Annotated in this window: 26 protein-coding genes; 23 read left to right on the top strand and 3 right to left on the bottom strand. The window is 55.1% G+C overall.

Going from position 1 to position 18,386, the window contains the following annotated elements; all coding sequences use genetic code 11:
- Positions 1-3: 3 nt before the first annotated feature.
- Genes CKQ54_RS11450 through CKQ54_RS25980 form a run of 3 tightly spaced genes read right to left on the bottom strand, consistent with a single transcriptional unit; the run spans position 4 to position 2,909 of the window.
- Complete coding sequence (locus CKQ54_RS11450) at positions 4-1,026, bottom strand: phage portal protein (RefSeq protein WP_120161734.1); 1,023 nt, start codon at positions 1,024-1,026, stop codon at positions 4-6.
- The gene (locus CKQ54_RS11445; RefSeq protein ID WP_120161733.1) at positions 1,027-2,790 is read right to left on the bottom strand and encodes a terminase ATPase subunit family protein; all 1,764 of its coding nucleotides are present in this window, start codon (positions 2,788-2,790) and stop codon (positions 1,027-1,029) included.
- Positions 2,787-2,909, bottom strand: a complete 123-nt coding sequence (locus CKQ54_RS25980; RefSeq protein ID WP_279630509.1) for a hypothetical protein — start codon at positions 2,907-2,909, stop codon at positions 2,787-2,789. The genes CKQ54_RS11445 and CKQ54_RS25980 overlap by 4 nt, the downstream gene beginning before the upstream one ends.
- A gap of 23 nt (positions 2,910-2,932) precedes the next feature.
- On the opposite strand from CKQ54_RS25980, the gene CKQ54_RS11440 reads away from it, so the two are divergent.
- The 23 genes from CKQ54_RS11440 (at position 2,933) to CKQ54_RS11325 (ending at position 18,360) form a co-directional block, all read left to right on the top strand.
- Positions 2,933-3,781 carry a GPO family capsid scaffolding protein gene (locus CKQ54_RS11440; protein WP_120161732.1) on the top strand — a complete coding sequence of 283 codons (849 nt, stop codon included), beginning with the start codon at positions 2,933-2,935 and terminating at the stop codon, positions 3,779-3,781.
- A 35-nt stretch (positions 3,782-3,816) separates the two neighbouring features.
- Positions 3,817-4,956: a phage major capsid protein, P2 family gene (locus CKQ54_RS11435; protein WP_120161731.1), complete on the top strand. Its 1,140-nt coding sequence runs from the start codon at positions 3,817-3,819 to the stop codon at positions 4,954-4,956.
- 3 nt (positions 4,957-4,959) lie between these two features.
- Positions 4,960-5,616 carry a phage terminase small subunit gene (locus CKQ54_RS11430; protein ID WP_120161730.1) on the top strand — a complete coding sequence of 219 codons (657 nt, stop codon included), beginning with the start codon at positions 4,960-4,962 and terminating at the stop codon, positions 5,614-5,616.
- Positions 5,617-5,711: 95 nt separating this feature from the next.
- Positions 5,712-6,182, top strand: a complete 471-nt coding sequence (locus CKQ54_RS11425) for a head completion/stabilization protein (RefSeq protein WP_120161729.1) — start codon at positions 5,712-5,714, stop codon at positions 6,180-6,182.
- Complete coding sequence (locus CKQ54_RS11420; protein WP_113876574.1) at positions 6,182-6,385, top strand: tail protein X; 204 nt, start codon at positions 6,182-6,184, stop codon at positions 6,383-6,385. The genes CKQ54_RS11425 and CKQ54_RS11420 overlap by 1 nt, the downstream gene beginning before the upstream one ends.
- 5 nt (positions 6,386-6,390) lie before the next feature.
- Positions 6,391-6,600, top strand: coding sequence for a phage holin (locus CKQ54_RS11415; protein WP_047609759.1), 210 nt, complete (start codon positions 6,391-6,393; stop codon positions 6,598-6,600).
- Positions 6,581-7,090 (top strand): lysozyme, encoded by a 510-nt coding sequence (locus tag CKQ54_RS11410; RefSeq protein ID WP_120161728.1) that lies wholly within the window; start codon positions 6,581-6,583, stop codon positions 7,088-7,090. The genes CKQ54_RS11415 and CKQ54_RS11410 overlap by 20 nt, the downstream gene beginning before the upstream one ends.
- A complete protein-coding gene (gene lysB / locus CKQ54_RS11405) occupies positions 7,090-7,515 on the top strand; it encodes an Rz-like lysis system protein LysB (protein ID WP_120161727.1) in 426 nt (141 codons plus the stop codon). Before CKQ54_RS11410 ends, lysB begins: the two co-directional genes overlap by 1 nt.
- The gene (gene lysC, locus CKQ54_RS25775) at positions 7,409-7,648 is read left to right on the top strand and encodes an Rz1-like lysis system protein LysC (RefSeq protein WP_244220197.1); all 240 of its coding nucleotides are present in this window, start codon (positions 7,409-7,411) and stop codon (positions 7,646-7,648) included. Before lysB ends, lysC begins: the two co-directional genes overlap by 107 nt.
- Positions 7,611-8,078, top strand: coding sequence for a phage tail protein (locus CKQ54_RS11395; protein WP_120161725.1), 468 nt, complete (start codon positions 7,611-7,613; stop codon positions 8,076-8,078). The genes lysC and CKQ54_RS11395 overlap by 38 nt, the downstream gene beginning before the upstream one ends.
- A complete protein-coding gene (locus CKQ54_RS11390; protein WP_120161724.1) occupies positions 8,071-8,523 on the top strand; it encodes a phage virion morphogenesis protein in 453 nt (150 codons plus the stop codon). The genes CKQ54_RS11395 and CKQ54_RS11390 overlap by 8 nt, the downstream gene beginning before the upstream one ends.
- 93 nt (positions 8,524-8,616) lie before the next feature.
- Positions 8,617-9,642 carry a DUF5677 domain-containing protein gene (locus tag CKQ54_RS11385; RefSeq protein ID WP_120161723.1) on the top strand — a complete coding sequence of 342 codons (1,026 nt, stop codon included), beginning with the start codon at positions 8,617-8,619 and terminating at the stop codon, positions 9,640-9,642.
- Positions 9,643-9,880: 238 nt separating this feature from the next.
- Positions 9,881-10,525 (top strand): phage baseplate assembly protein V, encoded by a 645-nt coding sequence (locus CKQ54_RS11380; protein WP_120161722.1) that lies wholly within the window; start codon positions 9,881-9,883, stop codon positions 10,523-10,525.
- Between the two features lie 10 nt (positions 10,526-10,535).
- Positions 10,536-10,667 (top strand): hypothetical protein, encoded by a 132-nt coding sequence (locus CKQ54_RS25975; protein WP_255563890.1) that lies wholly within the window; start codon positions 10,536-10,538, stop codon positions 10,665-10,667.
- Positions 10,660-11,010: a GPW/gp25 family protein gene (locus CKQ54_RS11375; protein ID WP_120161877.1), complete on the top strand. Its 351-nt coding sequence runs from the start codon at positions 10,660-10,662 to the stop codon at positions 11,008-11,010. The genes CKQ54_RS25975 and CKQ54_RS11375 overlap by 8 nt, the downstream gene beginning before the upstream one ends.
- Positions 11,011-11,013: 3 nt before the next feature.
- The gene (locus CKQ54_RS11370) at positions 11,014-11,922 is read left to right on the top strand and encodes a baseplate assembly protein (protein WP_120161721.1); all 909 of its coding nucleotides are present in this window, start codon (positions 11,014-11,016) and stop codon (positions 11,920-11,922) included.
- Entirely contained in the window at positions 11,915-12,442 is a 528-nt protein-coding gene (locus tag CKQ54_RS11365) for a phage tail protein I (RefSeq protein ID WP_120161720.1), read from the top strand. The genes CKQ54_RS11370 and CKQ54_RS11365 overlap by 8 nt, the downstream gene beginning before the upstream one ends.
- Before the next feature lie 9 nt (positions 12,443-12,451).
- Entirely contained in the window at positions 12,452-15,337 is a 2,886-nt protein-coding gene (locus CKQ54_RS25770) for a phage tail-collar fiber domain-containing protein (protein ID WP_244220196.1), read from the top strand.
- Positions 15,338-15,346: 9 nt separating this feature from the next.
- Positions 15,347-15,802 (top strand): tail fiber assembly protein, encoded by a 456-nt coding sequence (locus tag CKQ54_RS11345; RefSeq protein WP_120161719.1) that lies wholly within the window; start codon positions 15,347-15,349, stop codon positions 15,800-15,802.
- 49 nt (positions 15,803-15,851) lie between these two features.
- Complete coding sequence (locus CKQ54_RS11340; protein ID WP_120161718.1) at positions 15,852-16,178, top strand: hypothetical protein; 327 nt, start codon at positions 15,852-15,854, stop codon at positions 16,176-16,178.
- Positions 16,179-16,327: 149 nt separating this feature from the next.
- Positions 16,328-17,497 (top strand): phage tail sheath protein, encoded by a 1,170-nt coding sequence (locus tag CKQ54_RS11335; protein WP_120161717.1) that lies wholly within the window; start codon positions 16,328-16,330, stop codon positions 17,495-17,497.
- Between the two features lie 13 nt (positions 17,498-17,510).
- A complete protein-coding gene (locus CKQ54_RS11330; RefSeq protein WP_120161716.1) occupies positions 17,511-18,020 on the top strand; it encodes a phage major tail tube protein in 510 nt (169 codons plus the stop codon).
- A gap of 58 nt (positions 18,021-18,078) precedes the next feature.
- Positions 18,079-18,360: a phage tail assembly protein gene (locus CKQ54_RS11325; RefSeq protein WP_120349675.1), complete on the top strand. Its 282-nt coding sequence runs from the start codon at positions 18,079-18,081 to the stop codon at positions 18,358-18,360.
- Positions 18,361-18,386 lie beyond the last annotated feature (26 nt).

Here is an 18,386-nt window from a genome sequence, read left to right as displayed (position 1 = left end):
TATTTACTTATTAGTCAGCTGATATTTACTAAACATCATAACAATTTCTCCATCTAAAGCATTTATCTCCTTCATCCTCTCCTGCAGCGGCGTCAGCTCATTCCTAACGAACACCTGCGCCGCCTTCTCCACATCCCCAAACCCTCCGGCATTATCAGGTATGATCCCCATCATCTGCGGTGGAACGCGGTGAGCGCTCAGCAGGTCATCACGGCTTGATTTCTTGATATTGAAGAAATCATCCTTGGTGGCGACCTCACTTAGCGGCAGGATCTGAATGCCGTCTTTCTTGCCGTTCGGCGCGTACATGAACAGGTTGCGAAAGTTTCCCAGGCCTTTGGTGTCCCTCATTGCCTTACGCATTGAATCGATATCACTGCTGCTCTGGGCGGCGTCGGTCATATACAAGATGTAGCCGGCGTGTGCACCGTTTTGGTAATACTTCCGGCGGAACAGTGTTGCGGCCTCGTTCAGCCAGGCAGAGTTAAGCGCGCTCAGGTATTCCGGCAGGCCGTAAATCTCCTGGTTAATATCCGGTTCAATCAGATGAAAGATGCTGCCTGCTGCGAACTGGTGCGGTTCCTTCCAACCTTGTACAAACCAATATGTCCCCTCTTCCACTCCGCGACGAACATACTTAGCTGGCACAGCCTCAAATCGCAGCGGTTCGCCGAGCTGGTTGCGGATCAGTTCCAGATACGCATTCCCGAACACCAGATAATCCAGCGCGAATTTGCTGAACTCCTGCTGGCTCAGGAGCGGATGCGGGATAAATGTCGAAGCGAGGATATTGCGCTTCACGTAAATCGGGGAGCTGTGATGAACGGCGGCGCGCAGGCTGCGGGCAAGCCCGTCGAAACTGACAGGCGGCTCATACCAGCGGCCATTACCTGTGCACTCGATGTAATCCAGAATCTCGCGGCGGTCTAAAACCGGCGTCGGATCACCGAAGCTGAATACCTCCGCGCCCTGCTGGCTTTCAGTGGTCGTGGTCTGTGTGGTTTTACGATATTTGCGCTTGCTCATTTAGTAGAACTCCAGAATGTTCGGGCTTTGTCCGCCGTTGGCGGCGGTCAGCGGTTCGTTTAACAGGGCGTGCATGATTGCCCACGCAACGTCGGCGTGGCTGGCCTCTTCACTGCGGCTGGCTTCGTAGGTTGAACGGTTGCCGCTGGCGGTCATCGTTTTGCGGATCGCCATAAACGAGGCTGTGATGTCGGTATGGCCGGTGTCATATTCCAGGCGGCCGGAGCTGATGGTGTCTTTTGCTTTGAGTACCAGTGCGGTTTTCACCTCGGGGCTGTAACGGATCTCACGCGCCGCCGGAAAGAACTGCTGAACAAGCTGGAATACACCCTGCCCGATGCCAGTCGCATCGATACCGATGTACTCCACTGCATAACGATTGGTGAGTTCTTCGATACTTTTGGCCTGCGCGGCAAAGTCCATACCCTTCCATTGGTGACGCTCGAGCACGCGGAACTTGCCGCCAGACACTACCGGCGGAGCAATTACCGCGCAGCCTGCGCTGTCGCCGGTGTGCGACGGGTCGTAACCAATCCAGACGGGACGATAGGCAAATGGCCGCTTAAGATACGGGTCGAAGTCTTCCCACTCGTCCAGGCTGTCCACCATGCAGCCCTGCAACTCGGCGAACGGGAACACAGACGCCTGATCATCCACGAACTCACACATCAGCAGGTTTTCATATTCGGCTGGGCTGTATTCCAGTTGCAGCTGTTCCAGGTCGAACAGGTTACAGCCTCCTGAAAGTGCGTCTTCTACCGTCACAATCTGCCGCCACTGGCCGTCATCGCACAGAACGCCCTTTGACAGGTGCGCATGCGTCAGATCCAGGTCAATCCTGTCGGCTTTATTGCGACGGCCTTTGTTGAACAGTTCACCCGACCAGAACGGATAGGCGCTGTGTGCAAGGCTCGACGGCGTGGAAAAATAGGTGCTTCGCCATTTCTTATGTAGTGACATGCCGGAAGCCACTTTGCGCAGCTCCTGAAACTTAGGGATCCAGAAGTATTCATCCAGGTAAAGATTGCCGGTATAGCTCTGCGCAGTACGGACGTTAGTCCCAAGGAAAATCAGCCGTGCGCCGTTCGGCAACACAATCGGGTCGCCTTTTAAATCGACATCCACCTGTCTCGCAAAGTCGATGATGTAGTTCTTAAAGACGTGCGCCTGCGCCTTACTGGCTGACAGGAAAATCTGATTACGGCCGGTGGTCAGCGCATCAATCAACGCTTCCCGGGCAAAGTAGAAGGTTGCACCAATCTGGCGGGACTTGAGGATGTTGCGGATACGGTGCTGAAGCCCTGCCTGATGCCAGCCGCGCTGATACTCGAACGACGTTTCAATGAAGATATCGCCGAGCTTTTCGATGGCCTCATCGCTGAAAACATTCTTTTCGGGTGCCTTGCGTTCGCCCTTGTTGCGGTTCGCGACGTTCGGATTTAAATCAGCCTCGCTGCCGGTGTGGTTGTAACGGTTTACCCTTGCCAGGCGTTCAATCTGTCGGCCTAACAGGTCGATCTCTTTGTAATCTTTCCCCTCCTTCACATCTTTCATGACGAGCTGAATAAGCCGCGCTTCCATGCTGGTTTCCACGCGGGAAATGGGCGCGATCGCTTCCCACTGATCGCGAGTTTTCCAGCTCTGCACGGTCGGCGTTTTTTGGCTCAGCATCTCCCCGATTTGCCGCACAGAAAAACCCTGCCAGTAAAGCAGTGCCGCCTGTCGGCGCGGGTCGCTGATGATGGTGGAGTTTGAAATATTCATGCCGCCACGTTACCGGCCAGACAACCGTTTTTCGCGCTGCCCACGTTGTGCCATCGGGCAACAACCCGCATCGGCTGGCAGCCTGCGGTGACTGTCTGGAAACTAACTCCCGTTCTCAACACTCATTACCGGAGTCAGTCACATGGCAAAGAAAGTATCGAAATGGTTCCGCATCGGGGTCGAAGGCGACACCTGCGACGGCCGCGAAATTGATGCTAACGACATCAAGCAAATGGCGGAGACATACAGCGCGAAAGCCTATGGCGCCCGCGTCAATCTGGAGCACATCAAAGGCGTATTGCCGACCAGCGATTTCCGCCGCTATGGCGACGTGATCCAGCTTAAAGCCGAACAGATTGATGACGCGGCTGAACCGCTGCTGCATGACAAATGGGCGCTGTACGCAATGATCAGCCCGACCGCGGATTTAACGCAGATGGTCGGCGACGGGCAGAAGGTTTACACCTCGATGGAGATCAAACGCAACTTCGCCAACTCAAATAAATCCTACCTGGTCGGTCTGGCCGTCACCGACGACCCCGCAAGCCTCGGCACTGAAATGCTGGAGTTCAGCCGTACCGCAAAACAGAACCCGCTCGCCGGTCGCAAAACCGATCCGGACAGCCTCTTCACCGTCGCCACCGAAGCACTGATTGAGTTTGAAGATGCACCGGATACAGCCCCTTCTCTTTTCGCCCTGGTGAAACAAAAACTTTCACGTAAGCAGGCGTCCGACGATGCCTGTCTGGCCGATGTTCATGAAGCCGTCAGCGAGGTCGCTCAATACGCTCAGACTGAACTGGATAAGCATGAAACCAGCCTGACCGACCTGCTGAGCCGCGTCGATATCCTGGAAAAATCCACCGCTGCCGAACATGAAGCCCTCAATGAATTGAAAGGCAAGTTGGCGCAGACACCGGCGCAGAACTTTAACCAGCGCCCGCACGCCACCGGCGGCACAGGCGCTGACGAGACAGTGACCGACTGCTGATCCGACACATTTAATTCACCCTTAGGAAATAAGTCATGAAAAAAGAAACGCGCTTTAAATTTAATGCGTTCCTGTCTCAGCTCGCCAAACTCAACAACGTTGACGTCGGTACGCTGGACAAGAAATTTAACGTCGAGCCGTCCGTCACGCAGACGCTGATGACCCGATTACAGGAATCCTCAGAGTTTCTGACCCGTATCAACATCATTCCGGTGGACGAAATGATGGGCGCGAAAGTTGGCGTCGGCGTCACCGGCACGATTGCCAGTACCACCAACACTGACGCGGGTGACGAGCGTGAAACCGCTGATTTCACCAAGCTCGATCAGGAAGGCTATCACTGCACCAAAACCAACTACGACTTCCACTGGATGTACAGCAAGCTGGATTTGTGGGCGCGCTATAACGATTTTCAGACCCGTTTGCGTGACGCCATTATCAAGCGTCAGGCGCTGGATCGCATCCTGGTCGGCTTTAATGGCGTTTCACGCGCACCGACGTCTAACCGGGTTCAGAATCCGCTGTTGCAGGATGTCGGCGTGGGCTGGTTGCAAAAATACCGCCTGAATGCCCCAACCAAAGTGATGGGCATGATTGTCGCCGAAGACGGCACCGTGACCAATGAGGCGGTGAAAGTCGGTGGCGAAGGTGAGTACAAAAACCTCGACGCGCTGGTCTTTGATGCGGTGAATGAACTGATCGACCCAATCTATCAGGACGACACCGAACTGGTGGTTATCTGTGGCCGCAAGCTGCTCGCGGATAAGTATTTCCCGCTGATCAACAAACAACAGCCAAACACTGAGGCGATGGCCGCCGACCTGATTGTCAGCCAGAAACGCATCGGCAATCTGCCCGCCGTTCGCGTGCCCGGCTTCCCTGCTAACGCCATGCTGATTACCCGTCTGGATAACCTGTCCATTTACTGGCAGGACGGCACGCACCGCCGCCACGTTGAGGAAGTGCCGAAGCGTGACCGTATCGAAAACTACGAATCCATTAACGAGGATTACGTGGTGGAAGATTACGGCTGCGGCTGCCTGATCGAGAACATCGAAGTGACCGCCGGAGAAGACGACGCTGCTGAAAAGGCCGAACTCAGTAAATTCACCTCGGCGATCGTTGATGCTATCAAAACTGCATCCGGTACCACCGCACCGGCAGCTCAGGAGTAAGTTATGACCAGCCCTGCCCGACGCCACTTGTTGCGGCAGTCAGCGATCGAAGCCGCGCAGCAGGATACCGGCCTGCTGCGTCATGCCACCGGCTATGAACTGCTGCTGCAACAGCTTAATGCTGACCAGAAAGCCCTGAAGAAGGCCTATTCCGCTGAGAAAAAGGCAGAACTCAAACGCAAGATGCTGCCCGAATATGCGCCGTGGGTGGCGGGCGTTCTCGCTGAGGGTAAAGGCGCTCAGGACGCCATCCTGATGACCATCATGATCTGGCGTATTGATGCCGGTGATTATGCCGGTGCGCTGGAAATCGCCCGTTATGCGCTGCATTACAAGCTGGCGATGCCGTTCGGCAAACGCCCTGCCGGTTATGCGCTGGCGGAGGAAATCGCCGACATGAGCACCCGCGCTCATGCTGCCGGTGAGCCGGTCAGTCTCGATGTACTGATGACCACGATGGAACTGACGGAAAGCCAGGACATGCCGGATCAGGTACGCGCCAAGCTGCACAAAATCACCGGCTACCTGTATCGCGATGCGGAGAAACTGCCGCTCGCCCTGCAACACCTGAAACGCGCCTTCCAGCTAAACAGCAACTGCGGCGTCAAAAAGGATATTGAGCGGTTGGAATCAGCCATCAAAAAGGCTGCCAGCAGCTAAACAGAACGCGCCCCGCGCCGGACGGCACGCCAGCCGCGACAGGTCTGTGACCTCGTTCAACGCTGGCGTCCACCGTCCCCTATTCAGAGGTCACTATGTCCCTTGTTGTACCTGCACCAAAGCCGGACGCCACGACGGAACCCGCGATTAAAAACACGCACTTCTGGCCGGATATCAATCCGGTGGAGTTACGCGACACGCTGCGCCTGGAAGGAACAGTGACCGCCAAACGGCTGCGCGCCGTGATTAAGTACGCGCTGACCGAAGTGAACGCTGAGCTTTACAACTACCGCGTCGCACAGCTGGCACAGGGATACAAAACTCTCGCTGATGTCCCGGCTGACCAGATTGATGACGAAAGTATCAAAGTCTGTGCCTACCTGCGGGCGGTTTCATCCATTACGGCAGCCATTCTTGCGGAACGATATCCGAACAGTGATACCACCGATGCTGGCAGTAAAAAGGCGGAGATTGTCGAAAGTACGGTTGATGAACTGTGGCGTGATGGCCGCAATGCGATCAGCGATGTCGCTGGCGTGTCGCACTGTGTGATCGGGCTGCTCTGATGAAAGTCTATGCCGAACAGGGCGACACCGTGGATTCGCTCTGCTGGCGTTACTACGGGCGCACCGAATCGGTGATGGAACAGGTTTACGCGGCTAACGTTGGCTTAGCCGCTCGCGGGGCAATTTTGCCCCATGGCTACGCGGTGGAGCTGCCGGATATTACTCAGGCCGCAGTCAGCGAAACCGTCTCACTTTGGGACTGATGACCATGGAGCGCATCACCTCGTTTATTTGTTATTGCGTCGCGGCCTTTCTTGCGTGGCTCGGCGCAATGTCGCCGCAGGATATTGCCTTTTTAGTCGGTGCCGCCGTCGGCGTCGCGACCTTCCTGGTGAACTGGTACTACCGGCGCAAAACTTACCGCCTGCTGAAAGCTATGGGCGTCAGAGGAGACATAAATGCAGCCATCAATCGTTAGACGCTGCGCCGTCGCCGCAGTACTTGCGATTGCCGCGCTGCTGCCGCAAACGCCGACGTTGAAAACCTCCGCCGCCGGTCTGGCACTGATTGCCGATGCCGAAGGCTGCCGCCTGTCCGCCTATCAGTGCAGCGCGGGCGTCTGGACAAACGGCATCGGGCACACCGCAGGTGTGAAGCCGCAGACCCAAATCAGCGAACGTCAGGCCGCCGTGAATCTGGTGGAAGATGTGATGCGGGTGGAGAAAGGCATTGCGCGCTGTATGCCGGTTGCCATGCCGCAGCCGGTGTATGACGCCGTGGTGTCCTTTGCGTTTAACGTCGGCGTGACGGCGGCGTGTAAATCCACCCTGGCGTTTTTCATCAACAAGGGGGAATGGCGAAAAGCCTGCGAACAGCTGCCGCGCTGGGTGTTTGTGAACGGCGTGCGCGTCACCGGCCTGGAACGCCGCCGCGCGAATGAGCTGGCCTACTGCCTGCGGGGTGTCTGATGCGGTTGATGATTGTTTTACTGCTGAGTGCCTGCGCACTGGCGGGGCTGCAAACCTGGCGTATCGGCGGCCTGACTGATAAGTCAGACCAGGCGCAGCGTATTATCGGCACGCTGTCCGCCGGTATTGAAAGCCGCGACAACGCTATTCACCGCCTGAATGAAAACGCCGTGACGCGGGAACGCCAGGAACAAAGCCTGCGTGCGCAGCTCACGCAGGCCGGTCAGCGGGCGCGGGATCGGGAATACACAATTCAAAGGTTACTCAATGAAAATCAGGAAATGCGTGATTGGTATAGCGCTCGCCTGCCTGACGGCATTGGCCGGATGCACGCCCGTCCCGCCTTTGCCAGCGCCGCAGATTATTTACGTTGGCTGTCCGGCGGTGACGAGCTGCCCGATACCGGCAAGCTCACCCGTCACTAACGGCGATTTAAGCAGTGATGTCAGAAACCTGGAGGCCGCGCTGACAGCCTGCGGCCTCCAGGTGGAAGCGGTCAAACAATGCCAGGAGGAACACCGTGTTAAAACCCGCACAGTTGCGAAAAGCGTTAACTGACGCCGTGCCGGTGCTGCAAACCAGCCCCGACACATTGCGGATGTTTGTGGATAATGGTCGCATCGTTTCCACGTTAGCCAGTTCGCTGTCGTTTGAATATCAGTATCAGGTGGAGTTGCTGGTCACCGACTTTGCACAGGACAGCGATCTGATCATGGTGCCGATTCTGGCCTGGCTGCGTGAGCATCAGCCGGACATCATGGCGACACCCGATAAACAGCAGACGGGCTATAAATTCAAAGCCGATATGCTCAATGATGGCAGCTACGATATTGCCGTATATTTGCAGCTTACCGAGCGCGTGATCGTCAAACAGATTGATGCCGGTCTGCACGTTGAACACTATCCGGAACCACCCCTGCCGGAGCCGGTGGAAAGGCCGCGTGAACTGTATCTGCACGGCGAGTTAGTGAGCCAGTGGCATGAGTGAGTTGTCAGCATTTGATACCCGGCTGGCGGGGCTGATTGCCGCGCTCTCACCGCAAAGTCGGAAGGCGATGGCGGCGGCCATTGCGAAGCGTCTGCGTAAACATCAGCAGCAGCGCATTAAGCAGCAGATCACGCCAGAAGGACAGCCATTCACACCGCGACGTCCGCAGCCGTTGCGGGCAAAGAAAGGCCGTATTAAGCGGGAGATGTTTGCCCGATTGCGCACTGCTAAATATATGAAAGCCAAAGGCACCGCTGACGACGCCGTGGTGGAATTCACCGGCCAGGTTCAGCGCATGGCGAAGGTGCATCAGTACGGGCTGCGGGATCGTCCGTCTGTCCGTGCTAAAGAAATGCAGTATCCGGCGCGCCCGTTGTTAGGACTAGATGCGGAAGATATGAAAATTGTGGAAGAAGAATTGCTATTATGTATTAGTTTTAGATAACACCATGCACAAAATAGCTAGACTTAGACTGACATACTGTTTATCTTTTTAAAGATAGTGCAACATAAACTTAAAAACTAATTAAGAGATAACATGGATACTTTTAATAAAATTTTACTTGAGCACATAGATAGCCTTGCCAATGAGAAGCCTGAACTAGCTGACAATATTGACGTCGAAAAAATAATTAATAACTTAATTCCAAAAATGGCAGCTAGCGTAAAAAAATCTTTTATTGATTCGACTAACACAATGCTTAGAGAACATCGTTCTCTTTCAGAAGATTTTGTTGCGAGAAATATCTCAAGATGGGCAGAAGCTTTCGATTTGCTCGAAACACTCATAGTGATATGTACTGAGTCCGGAGAAGAATTCAATAGCACTTATAGGCCACAAGCTGTATCTGAAGATGATTTAGTTTTTGATTTAGTCGTTCGACATCATGCCAGAGCTTGTCATATCGCCAATGAAATATTGTGTCTCCTAAAAAATGGATTTGCAGATGCTGCGCATGCTAGATGGCGAGCACTCCATGAAGTAGCAGCTACAGCCATGTTTATAGCAAAGCATGGAAAAGAGTGTGCTGAGCGCTTTTACCACCATGAAGTTGTTGACTCATACAATGGCATGATTGAACACAAAAAGTACGAGCACCGGTTACAAGAAAAAGGTCCAACTGAAGAAGAATTAGCTGAGTGTAAGGTTCAATTTGATCAATTAATAATAAAATATGGTAAAAAATATGCGGATAATTATGGATGGGCATCATTTATTTTTCCAAACCATACTAAAGTAGGGTTTGGAGCTATTGAGAAAGATGTTCAGTTAGAACACATGCGCCCTTATTATAAGTGGGCGAGTCAGAATGTACACACTGGATCTAAAGCAATGAGAAATAGGCTTGGTCTATGTGAAACTGAAGAAGATATCTTACTAGTTGGTCAAAGTAATTCAGGAATGACTGATCCAGCTCATGCGACTGCTATTAGTTTGATGCAAATTACTGTGGCGCTATTATCTTTAAAACCAACTATAGACCACGTGGTAATTTCAGAGATAATAAAAGATTACTCAGATGAGATTGGGAATACTTTCCTTAAAATTGATAAAACGAACTAAAGCATAGGGTTGTATTTTCTTTATTATTACCCGCTATTAAATAATTTTTAGCGTTACTTGCTTACTCCCCGCTTCTCGCTAAAACCAAACTGTAAAATTTGATGATATTTATTCTAACACGAAATGTATCAGCTCAAGTTTAGCTAATACCGACTTGTCAGTGCTCTCCACGTTGTGCCACCAGCCATCAACCCGCTTCAAATTGTATGCCGCCTGACAGGGCGGCATTCTTTTATCCATGAATACATCCATCCCAAACAACGACATTCCGCGCCTGCTGCGCAATCTGATCCGCATTGGCACCGTTGCCGAGGTGGATTTAGTTGCGGGCACCTGTCGCGTGAACACCGGCGGCAACGTCACCGACTGGCTGCACTGGCTGACTTCCCGCGCAGGGCGCTCCCGTTCCTGGTGGGCACCGTCCATCGGCGAGCAGGTTTTGCTGTTCTGCCTGGGTGGCGAACTCGACACCGCCTTTGTGATGCCCGCCGTTTTTTCTGATGAATTTCCTGCGCCGTCGGCATCAGCCGATGCCATGCACGTCACTTTCCCTGACGGCGCGGTGATCGAGTACGAACCAAAAACCGGCGCACTGCTGGCAACCGGCATCAAATCCGCCACGGTAAACGCCTCGGACAAGGTGGCTGTCACTGCTCCGCTGATTACCTGCACGGCGAAAACGCGCATCACTCTCGACACGCCGGAAGTGGTCTGCACTAACAAACTCACCACCGCCACCATCGAGATAAAAAAAGGCGGCACCATGACCGGCAACCTCACCCATTCAGGCGGGAGCATCACGTCAAACGGCATCGTTGTTCATACCCATAAACACAGCGGCGTCCAGACGGGCGGCAGCAGCACCGGCGCACCGACAACATAAAGAGGATTGTATGAGTAAGAATCTAAGAGTTTTTCTGTCTGTTTTCGCTGCAACGACAGCAGGCGTCATGCTGGCAAACGGGACGCCTGGCTGGTGGTTGGTTGGTGTTATTGGCCTCTATTTATTGTTCAAAAATGACTAACGCAAAATACATCGGGCTGGCTCGCGATACGGGGCGCAGCGTCGAAGACCTTGCGCATATCCAGCAGTCGGTCAGCGACATTTTGCGCACGCCCGTCGGTTCCCGCGTCATGCGTCGCGACTATGGTTCGCTGCTGTCTGAGCTGACTGACCGCCCGCAGAATGCGGCGCTGCGCCTGCAAATCATGGCGGCCTGTTACAGCGCGATCCTTAAATGGGAACCGCGCGTCAGCCTGACCGGCATCAACTTTGAAACAACCTACGACGGCAAAGCCGTGGTTGAACTCACCGGCACCCGCAAAGACACCTCTGCCGCCATTTCCTTAACCCTTCCAGTGAGCTGACTTATGGCAACGATTGATCTCAGCCAGTTACCCGCCCCCGACGTGGTGGAGGTGCTGGACTATGAAATTCTGCTGGCGGAGCGCAAAGCCACGCTGGTATCGCTTTACCCCGAAGACCAGCAGGCCGCCATCGCCCGCACGCTGACGCTGGAGCCCGAGCCGATTGTGAAACTGCTGGAGGAGAACGCCTACCGCGAAGTGATCCTGCGTCAGCGGGTTAACGAGGCGGCGCAGGCCGTGATGCTGGCCTATGCCACCGGCGCAGACCTGGACAACATCGCGGCGACGTTCAGCGTGGAACGCCTGACGATCACGCCTGCGGATACGGTCAGCGTGCCCGCCGTGGCGGCGGTGATGGAAAGCGATGCGGATTTGCGTATCCGTGCGCAGCAGGCGTTTGAAGGGCTGAGCGTGGCGGGTCCGGTCGGCGCGTATGAGTATCACGGGCGCTCGGCTGACGGGCGGGTGGCGGATATTTCGGTGATCAGTCCGTCGCCTGCCTGCGTGACGATTTCCGTGCTGGCAAAGACCGGCAACGGCACCGCGCCCGCAGACCTGCTGGCGAAAGTACAGGCCGCGCTCAATGATGAAAACGTGCGCCCCGTGGCTGACCGCGTGACCGTCCAGTCTGCCACCGTGGTCAGTTACACCATTGACGCCGTGCTGTATTTGTTCCCTGGTCCGGAAGCCGAACCCATCCGCGAAGCCGCCGAAGCCAAACTTATCGCCTACACCACCGCGCAGCATCGTTTAGGCCGCGACATCCGGCTGTCCGCCATTTATGCCGCGCTGCACGTTGAAGGCGTGCAGCGGGTGGAGCTGAAAAGCCCCGCCGCTGACATCGAGCTGGACAAAACGCAGGCGTCATTCTGCACCGCGTACACCCTGAAAGTGGGCGGTTACGATGAGTGATCGCCTGCTGCCCGTCGGTTCCTCTGTGCTGGAAGTCGCCGCCGCCGATGCCTGCGCGGAGCTTGAAAACGTGCCGGTGCCGCTGCGGCAGCTCTGGGATCCGCTGACTTGCCCGGTGAAGTTCTTGCCCTATCTGGCCTGGGCGCTGTCGGTTGACCGCTGGGATGAAAACTGGCCGGTTGCCACTAAGCGGCGCGTGATTCAGTCGGCCTGGTTCATTCACTGCCATAAGGGAACCATCGGTGCCATCCGGCGCGTGGTGGAGCCGCTCGGCTACCTGATTAACGTGACCGAGTGGTGGGAAACGAATGACGAGCCAGGCACGTTTCGCCTGGACATCGGCGTACTGGAAACCGGCATCACCGAAGAAATGTATAACGAGATGGAAAGGCTGATTGCTGACGCCAAGCCTGCCAGCCGCCATCTGATCGGGCTGACCATCACCCAGGATATTAAGGGCGATGTTTACATTGGCGCAGCGCAATACCTTGGCGAACTGCTGACCGTTTACCCCGCATAAGAGGACGTTATGAGCACATTTAAATCCGTTGTCACCACGCTCGGGCAGTCGCGCATTGCGGCAGCCATTGCAGCGGGGACTGACATCAATATTACGCAGCTTGCCGTCGGTGATGGTAACGGCAAGGCGACCACGCCCGTCGCCACGCAGACCAAACTGGTTAAAGAGGTGTACCGCACGCCGCTCAATTCCTTAAAACTGGATCCGACTCATGGTAACTGGGTGATTGCTGAGGCGGTGATTTCTGCCAGCGTCGGCGGCTTCTGGATGCGTGAAATGGGGCTGTTTGCTGACGACGGCGCGCTGATTGCCGTCTGCAACATGGCGGACACGTACAAGCCAACTTTGGCGGAAGGTTCAGGCCGCACGCAGACGTTGCGCATGGTGATTGCCGTCAGCAACACCGAAGCGATCAGCCTGCTGATCGACGACTCGGTGATTATGGCAACGGAGCAGTATGTGAATGACCTGCTGGCGGCGCATGAAAAATCCCGTAACCATCCCGACGGTACGCTGACAGCAAAAGGTTTTGTGCAGCTTAACAGCTCGGTCAGCAGTACCAGCGAAACGCTGGCGGCGACGCCAAAGGCGGTGAAGACCGCCAACGACAATGCCAACACCCGCGTCCCTTCCACCCGCAAGGTCAATAATAAGGCGCTGAGTGCTGATATCACTTTGGCGGCGGCGGACGTCGGGGCAATGAGCAATCTGATGCTGGCAACGGACACGACCAAGGTTAAGCGTTTGGATGACCCGTCCATTATTGACGTCACTAATCCCGTCAGTATTTCTGCCACGTTTGAAGATCATCCTCTGGGTGCGACCTACGTCGTTGCCGGTCAGTTGCACAACTGGCGGCGCTACTGGGCGGCGGGTGCGGCGGCCTATCAGCGCCTGATTAATAACGACGGACAGATTTTTGAGCGCATCGGTTCATACACCGCAGCGGGCGGCTGGAAATGGTTCCTCAGCGACAGCGGTTATCCGTTCGGCTGGCGGAAGATTCTGGACAGCGGCAGCATGACGCTGACGGATTTGACGCGGCTGGGCGTCGCCCGATCGGGTGAGAACGCGGATATTACCGGCCTCAGCAAACTTACCGACATTGCGTCCAGCGTTAAAATGGCGGCTAACCTGGAGGTCGCCAGTTCGATCCAGGCTAATTATCGCGTCGGTATCATGAGACCGAATGACTATGAAGCTTACATGTCCTTCACCAGCCGCGTCGGCAAGATATCCGCCGCAAATCTTCCCTCTGCGCTGACCTCAATGGGGAATATGTATTTCCGTTTGCCGAATACGCTGACCGATACAGATCCGCACGCTGGGCGTGCGCTGGGTGGCCTGTCCGCTGCCATTTATCCCGCTGGTGAAGGCGTGATGCGTATGGATGCCAGGGATGAAACCGGCACCATTAAAGCCCGTATCGTCTGCGACGGACAAACTGACAGCGTACAAATCGCAAACGGCGTTTTACGGCCTGAGTCAGGTATTACCCTTTCCTCAACGAATGCGAATTCAGTGATCCGCGGGCGTAACGATGCCGTCATTCTGCGCGACCATAACAACGGCAATGTCACCTTGTCAGCCAGTCTGAAGGATGCAGGTTCAGGCACCGGCGGGACGTTGTATCTGGGATATAACAGGGATACGGCCAACATCTACACGTCGGCGGTTTCCATTGATTCGCCACTGACCATCAATGACACCATGAAGGTCGTTAAAGATGCCACTTTTGCCAGTGCCATGACGGTGGTGGGTGGGCTGACATTAAACACGGCGCTGCCTGTTTCCAGTGGTGGCACCGGTGCGAAAACTGCCACAGACGCATTAAAAAACCTGGGCGGACTGCCTAGCAATGGCACAGCCGTCGCGGCGACGAAACTCGCCACCGCACGCAAGATTTCCGGTGTGGCGTTTGATGGCACCAAAGATATCAACCTCGCTGCCGCTGATGTAAATGCCGTCCCTGCCGCTGGTGGCAACGTGGGGTATCTGAACAACGCGACTCACTACAGCATCAAGCCAGATGTGTGGGAGGGTGTGGGAGGGTTTGCTAATCAGTATGCCCAACCGAATGCCCCGTTCATCGTTCCCTACGGATATAAGGCACCACGGGATGTCAGCTCATATGCGCCGATTGTTAAAGGGGTGATTCAAACCACGAGTTATGGCTATGGCACTGCCATCAGTTTTGGGGCGCTCACCAGCGGCGGGCAGAAATTTGCGACCGCCGTTATTCATGCAATTGGTGATAGTGGGCTTTCTGCATCCTGGTTGTTCGATCCAATGGACGGGAGTTTTAGCTGTCCTGGCGCGGTGTATGGTTCAGTCCTGCGTGCGACGAATCCCCCGAATCCAGGTTCGGGTCAGGGAACGCATATCGGGTGGAATGAAAGTGGCAGCCAGGGCGAATCCGTCTTTATCAATAATAAGGGGGGCGGTTCTGGTGGATTTACATTCCGGACGGTCAACGTCAATAACACTCAGCAAACGGGATACGTCAGATTTTCCGGTGTCGGTGACTTAAATGCTCAGGGCAACATCAATACTGATACCGGTGGCGTTTTTGAGAGGGGGCAGCGGGTTTACAGCCCCAACAACCGGCAGCCGGTCAATACCAATACCGCCAACCTCGGCGGGGGCTGGTGGCGATGCGGTGACACCGGCATGATTAAGCAGTGGGGCGTCGTCAATAAAGGGAGTCGCGGATGGTCTACGGTGAATTTTCCCATTCCTTTCCCGAATACCTGCGTCAACGTTCAGGTAACGGCGATCAATGGCGGCGGCGGGACGTTCAACGACAACTTTGGTACGGCACAGATTATTAATAACATCGGTTTCACCTGCGGCCAGGACAGCGGCGGCAGTTACTGGGAAGCCACTGGCTGGTAAGGGGATAAAATGAGCAACTATTACAGCGCAATCACGTCAAGTCTTTATGTATACAGCCCGCTCACTAACGGCTTTTATCCGCGTGAACTGCGGGAAGTGTACGACGATGCGGGAAGCTGGCCTGATGATGGCATTGCGGTAAGTGATGTCGTTTACCGTGAATACCAAACCCTTCCCCCGCCGGAAGGGAAAGTGCGGGTTGCGGGCACCGACGGGCTGCCCGCCTGGGCAGATATCCCCGCCCCGTCAGTTGCGGAACTGAAAGCCGAAGCCACCGCCACGCTGTCAGCCCTGATGGCAAAGGCAAACGCGGCTATCGCGCCTTTACAGGATGCCGTCGATATTGACGACGCGACGGAGGCGGAACGGGCAAGCCTGACCGCCTGGAAAAAATACCGCATTGCCCTGAACCGGCTGGATTTATCAGCAGCGCCGGATATTGCCTGGCCTGCTTATCCTTTTTAATCATGCTCCGATTAATTATGAGGAGTTAACTCATAAAAGGAGGGATTAAATGGTTATAGATACAGGCATGCGTGGCAATCCGATAAGTACAGACAATGAAGTTGGTAAGTCACATTCTAAAAAGGACATCTCGGCACAGATACATGATATTCAAGAGAAAATTTCAACTGTTCTCGAGCGTATTGCAGAGGGAGGCCTTTCAAAAGAAGAGCAAGCACTGCTGAAAGAGCAATTAGAGGCACTTTATCAACAACTTGCGCAGTTACTGCAAAAACAAATGGAAGAAGGGGGTGATAAAAAAACATATAGCTCGGGGGAAACGGATAAAAAAATATCCGTGACCCCAAAACTGACAAAGATTGATGTCTTCGCCTGACATGTTCTGAAGGTTTATTACCTCAGCCGTCTCCCTGTTATCGGCGGGGAGACGGCCACGTTGTGCCATTTCCCACACTCCGATCCTGCCGTGCCTGCGCGTACACAACACGCGATGATTGACGTCACCCCAATCACAGGAAAAACACCATGGCTGATTATCATCACGGTGTGCGCGTTGTTGAAATCAATGACGGCACCCGCGTTATTTCCACCGTTTCCACCGCCATCATCGGGATGGTCTGCACCGCAGAAGATGCGGACGCCGACGCGTTCCCGCTCGATACGCCGGTGCTTATCACCAACGTACTGACCGCCGCAGGCAAGGCCGGTAAAACCGGCACGCTCCGCGCCTCCCTGATGGCAATCGCCAACCAGGCTAAACCGGTTGTCGTCGTTGTCCGCGTCGCAGAGGGCGAAACCGACGCGGAAACCACCTCCAACATCATCGGCGGGTCAGATGAAACCGGCATGTATACCGGCATGAAAGCCCTGCTGTCTGCGCAAACTGAACTCGGCGTAAAGCCGCGCATTCTCGGCGTACCAGGGCTTGATAATCAGGAGGTCGCCACGGCGCTCGCCGCCGTCTGTCAGCAGCTGCGCGCATTTGGCTACGTCAGTGCATACGGCTGCAAAACCGTGTCCGATGCCATCAAGTACCGCGACAATTTCAGCCAGCGTGAGCTGATGGTTGTCTGGCCTGATTTCGTGTCCTGGAACAGCACCACCAATGCCAGCGATATCGCGCCCGCGACGGCTTACGCGCTCGGCCTGCGTGCCAAAATCGACGCAGAAACCGGCTGGCATAAAACGCTTTCTAACGTCGGTATCAACGGTGTCACCGGCCTGTCTGCCAGCGTGTACTGGGATTTGCAGACCACCGGCACCGATGCCGACCTGCTGAATCAGGCGTGCGTGACCACGCTTATCCGCAAAGACGGCTTTAAGTTTTGGGGGCAGCGCACCTGCTCTGACGATCCGCTGTTCCTGTTTGAGAACTATACCCGCACCGCGCAGGTGCTGGCGGACACCATGGCAGAAGCGCACCTGTGGGCGATGGACAGGCCAATGACCCCGACGCTTATCAAAGACATGATTGCGGGCATTAACGCCAAGCTGCGCGAAATGAAATCTGCCGGTCTGATCATTGATGGTTCCTGCTGGTACGACCCCGAAGCCAACACCGTCGACACCCTGAAAGCAGGCAAGCTGTTTATTGATTACGACTATACGCCGGTGCCGCCGCTGGAAGATTTAACCCTGCGTCAGCGCATTACCGATCAGTACCTGGCGACGTTCGCCACCTCCGTTAACAGCTAAGAGGCGCTAAAACATGGCACTGCCTAAGAAACTGAAATACCTGAACCTGTTTAACGACGGGAACAGCTACCTCGGCATGGTCAGCGCGCTGACGCTGCCGAAACTCACCCGCAAGCTTGAGAACTATCGCGGCGGCGGCATGACCGGTTCGGCCTCCATTGATTTCGGCCTGGACGACGACGCGCTGACCTTTGAGTGGACGGTGGGCGGGCTGGATGAACTGGTGCTGAAACAGTGGGGCGCGGTGGATGCCGTGCCGCTGCGCTTTGCCGGTTCCTTCCAGCGTGACGACACCGGCGACACCTCCGCCGTGGAGGTCACCCTGCGCGGACGCCATAAAGAAATGGATTTCGGCGAGTACAAACAGGGTGAGAACACAGAAACCAAAATCACCACCCAATGCACCTATTTCAAACTCACGATTGACGGCAAAGACGTGATTGAAGTCGATACCGTGAACATGGTGGAAATCGTCGGCGGCGTTGACCGTGTGGCGGAACACCGCAAAAACATCGGCCTGTAACCCTTAACCCGCGCCGGACTCCGGCGCAAAACCTCACCTTTGAATAAGAGACACCGCTATGTCAGAACAGAATGAAAACATCGTTATCCTGGAAGAACCGATCAAGCGTGGCGACACCCTGATCACGCAGATTGAAATCATCAAGCCGAACGCCGGACACCTGCGCGGGATTGGCCTGGCGGCGCTGGCGAATGCCGACGTTGACGCGCTGACCGTGATCCTGCCGCGCATTACCGTCCCGAACCTGACCACCCAGGACTGCAAAAGCCTGCACCTGCCCGACCTGATTGCCATGGCGGGCAAGGTGATTGGTTTTTTATCGCCGAAATCGGAACAGTAAAACTTCCTGCGGCACTGACCGTTGAT

It is taken from the genome of Rahnella variigena, from assembly GCF_003610915.1.
Taxonomy (GTDB): Bacteria; Pseudomonadota; Gammaproteobacteria; order Enterobacterales; family Enterobacteriaceae; genus Rahnella; species Rahnella variigena.
This window is presented reverse-complemented; position numbering and strand designations above follow the sequence as displayed.

Bases quoted from the DNA above. Each gene is read 5' to 3' on its own strand.
- CKQ54_RS11450 (WP_120161734.1), bottom strand. From the start codon at position 1,026: ATGAGCAAGCGCAAATATCGTAAAACCACACAGACCACGACCACTGAA.
- CKQ54_RS11445 (WP_120161733.1), bottom strand. From the start codon at position 2,790: ATGAATATTTCAAACTCCACCATCATCAGCGACCCGCGCCGACAGGCG.
- CKQ54_RS11440 (WP_120161732.1), top strand. From the start codon at position 2,933: ATGGCAAAGAAAGTATCGAAATGGTTCCGCATCGGGGTCGAAGGCGAC.
- CKQ54_RS11435 (WP_120161731.1), top strand. From the start codon at position 3,817: ATGAAAAAAGAAACGCGCTTTAAATTTAATGCGTTCCTGTCTCAGCTC.
- CKQ54_RS11430 (WP_120161730.1), top strand. From the start codon at position 4,960: ATGACCAGCCCTGCCCGACGCCACTTGTTGCGGCAGTCAGCGATCGAA.
- CKQ54_RS11425 (WP_120161729.1), top strand. From the start codon at position 5,712: ATGTCCCTTGTTGTACCTGCACCAAAGCCGGACGCCACGACGGAACCC.
- CKQ54_RS11420 (WP_113876574.1), top strand. From the start codon at position 6,182: ATGAAAGTCTATGCCGAACAGGGCGACACCGTGGATTCGCTCTGCTGG.
- CKQ54_RS11415 (WP_047609759.1), top strand. From the start codon at position 6,391: ATGGAGCGCATCACCTCGTTTATTTGTTATTGCGTCGCGGCCTTTCTT.
- CKQ54_RS11410 (WP_120161728.1), top strand. From the start codon at position 6,581: ATGCAGCCATCAATCGTTAGACGCTGCGCCGTCGCCGCAGTACTTGCG.
- lysB (WP_120161727.1), top strand. From the start codon at position 7,090: ATGCGGTTGATGATTGTTTTACTGCTGAGTGCCTGCGCACTGGCGGGG.
- CKQ54_RS11390 (WP_120161724.1), top strand. From the start codon at position 8,071: ATGAGTGAGTTGTCAGCATTTGATACCCGGCTGGCGGGGCTGATTGCC.
- CKQ54_RS11385 (WP_120161723.1), top strand. From the start codon at position 8,617: ATGGATACTTTTAATAAAATTTTACTTGAGCACATAGATAGCCTTGCC.
- CKQ54_RS11380 (WP_120161722.1), top strand. From the start codon at position 9,881: ATGAATACATCCATCCCAAACAACGACATTCCGCGCCTGCTGCGCAAT.
- CKQ54_RS25975 (WP_255563890.1), top strand. From the start codon at position 10,536: ATGAGTAAGAATCTAAGAGTTTTTCTGTCTGTTTTCGCTGCAACGACA.
- CKQ54_RS11375 (WP_120161877.1), top strand. From the start codon at position 10,660: ATGACTAACGCAAAATACATCGGGCTGGCTCGCGATACGGGGCGCAGC.
- CKQ54_RS11370 (WP_120161721.1), top strand. From the start codon at position 11,014: ATGGCAACGATTGATCTCAGCCAGTTACCCGCCCCCGACGTGGTGGAG.
- CKQ54_RS11365 (WP_120161720.1), top strand. From the start codon at position 11,915: ATGAGTGATCGCCTGCTGCCCGTCGGTTCCTCTGTGCTGGAAGTCGCC.
- CKQ54_RS25770 (WP_244220196.1), top strand. From the start codon at position 12,452: ATGAGCACATTTAAATCCGTTGTCACCACGCTCGGGCAGTCGCGCATT.
- CKQ54_RS11345 (WP_120161719.1), top strand. From the start codon at position 15,347: ATGAGCAACTATTACAGCGCAATCACGTCAAGTCTTTATGTATACAGC.
- CKQ54_RS11340 (WP_120161718.1), top strand. From the start codon at position 15,852: ATGGTTATAGATACAGGCATGCGTGGCAATCCGATAAGTACAGACAAT.
- CKQ54_RS11335 (WP_120161717.1), top strand. From the start codon at position 16,328: ATGGCTGATTATCATCACGGTGTGCGCGTTGTTGAAATCAATGACGGC.
- CKQ54_RS11330 (WP_120161716.1), top strand. From the start codon at position 17,511: ATGGCACTGCCTAAGAAACTGAAATACCTGAACCTGTTTAACGACGGG.
- CKQ54_RS11325 (WP_120349675.1), top strand. From the start codon at position 18,079: ATGTCAGAACAGAATGAAAACATCGTTATCCTGGAAGAACCGATCAAG.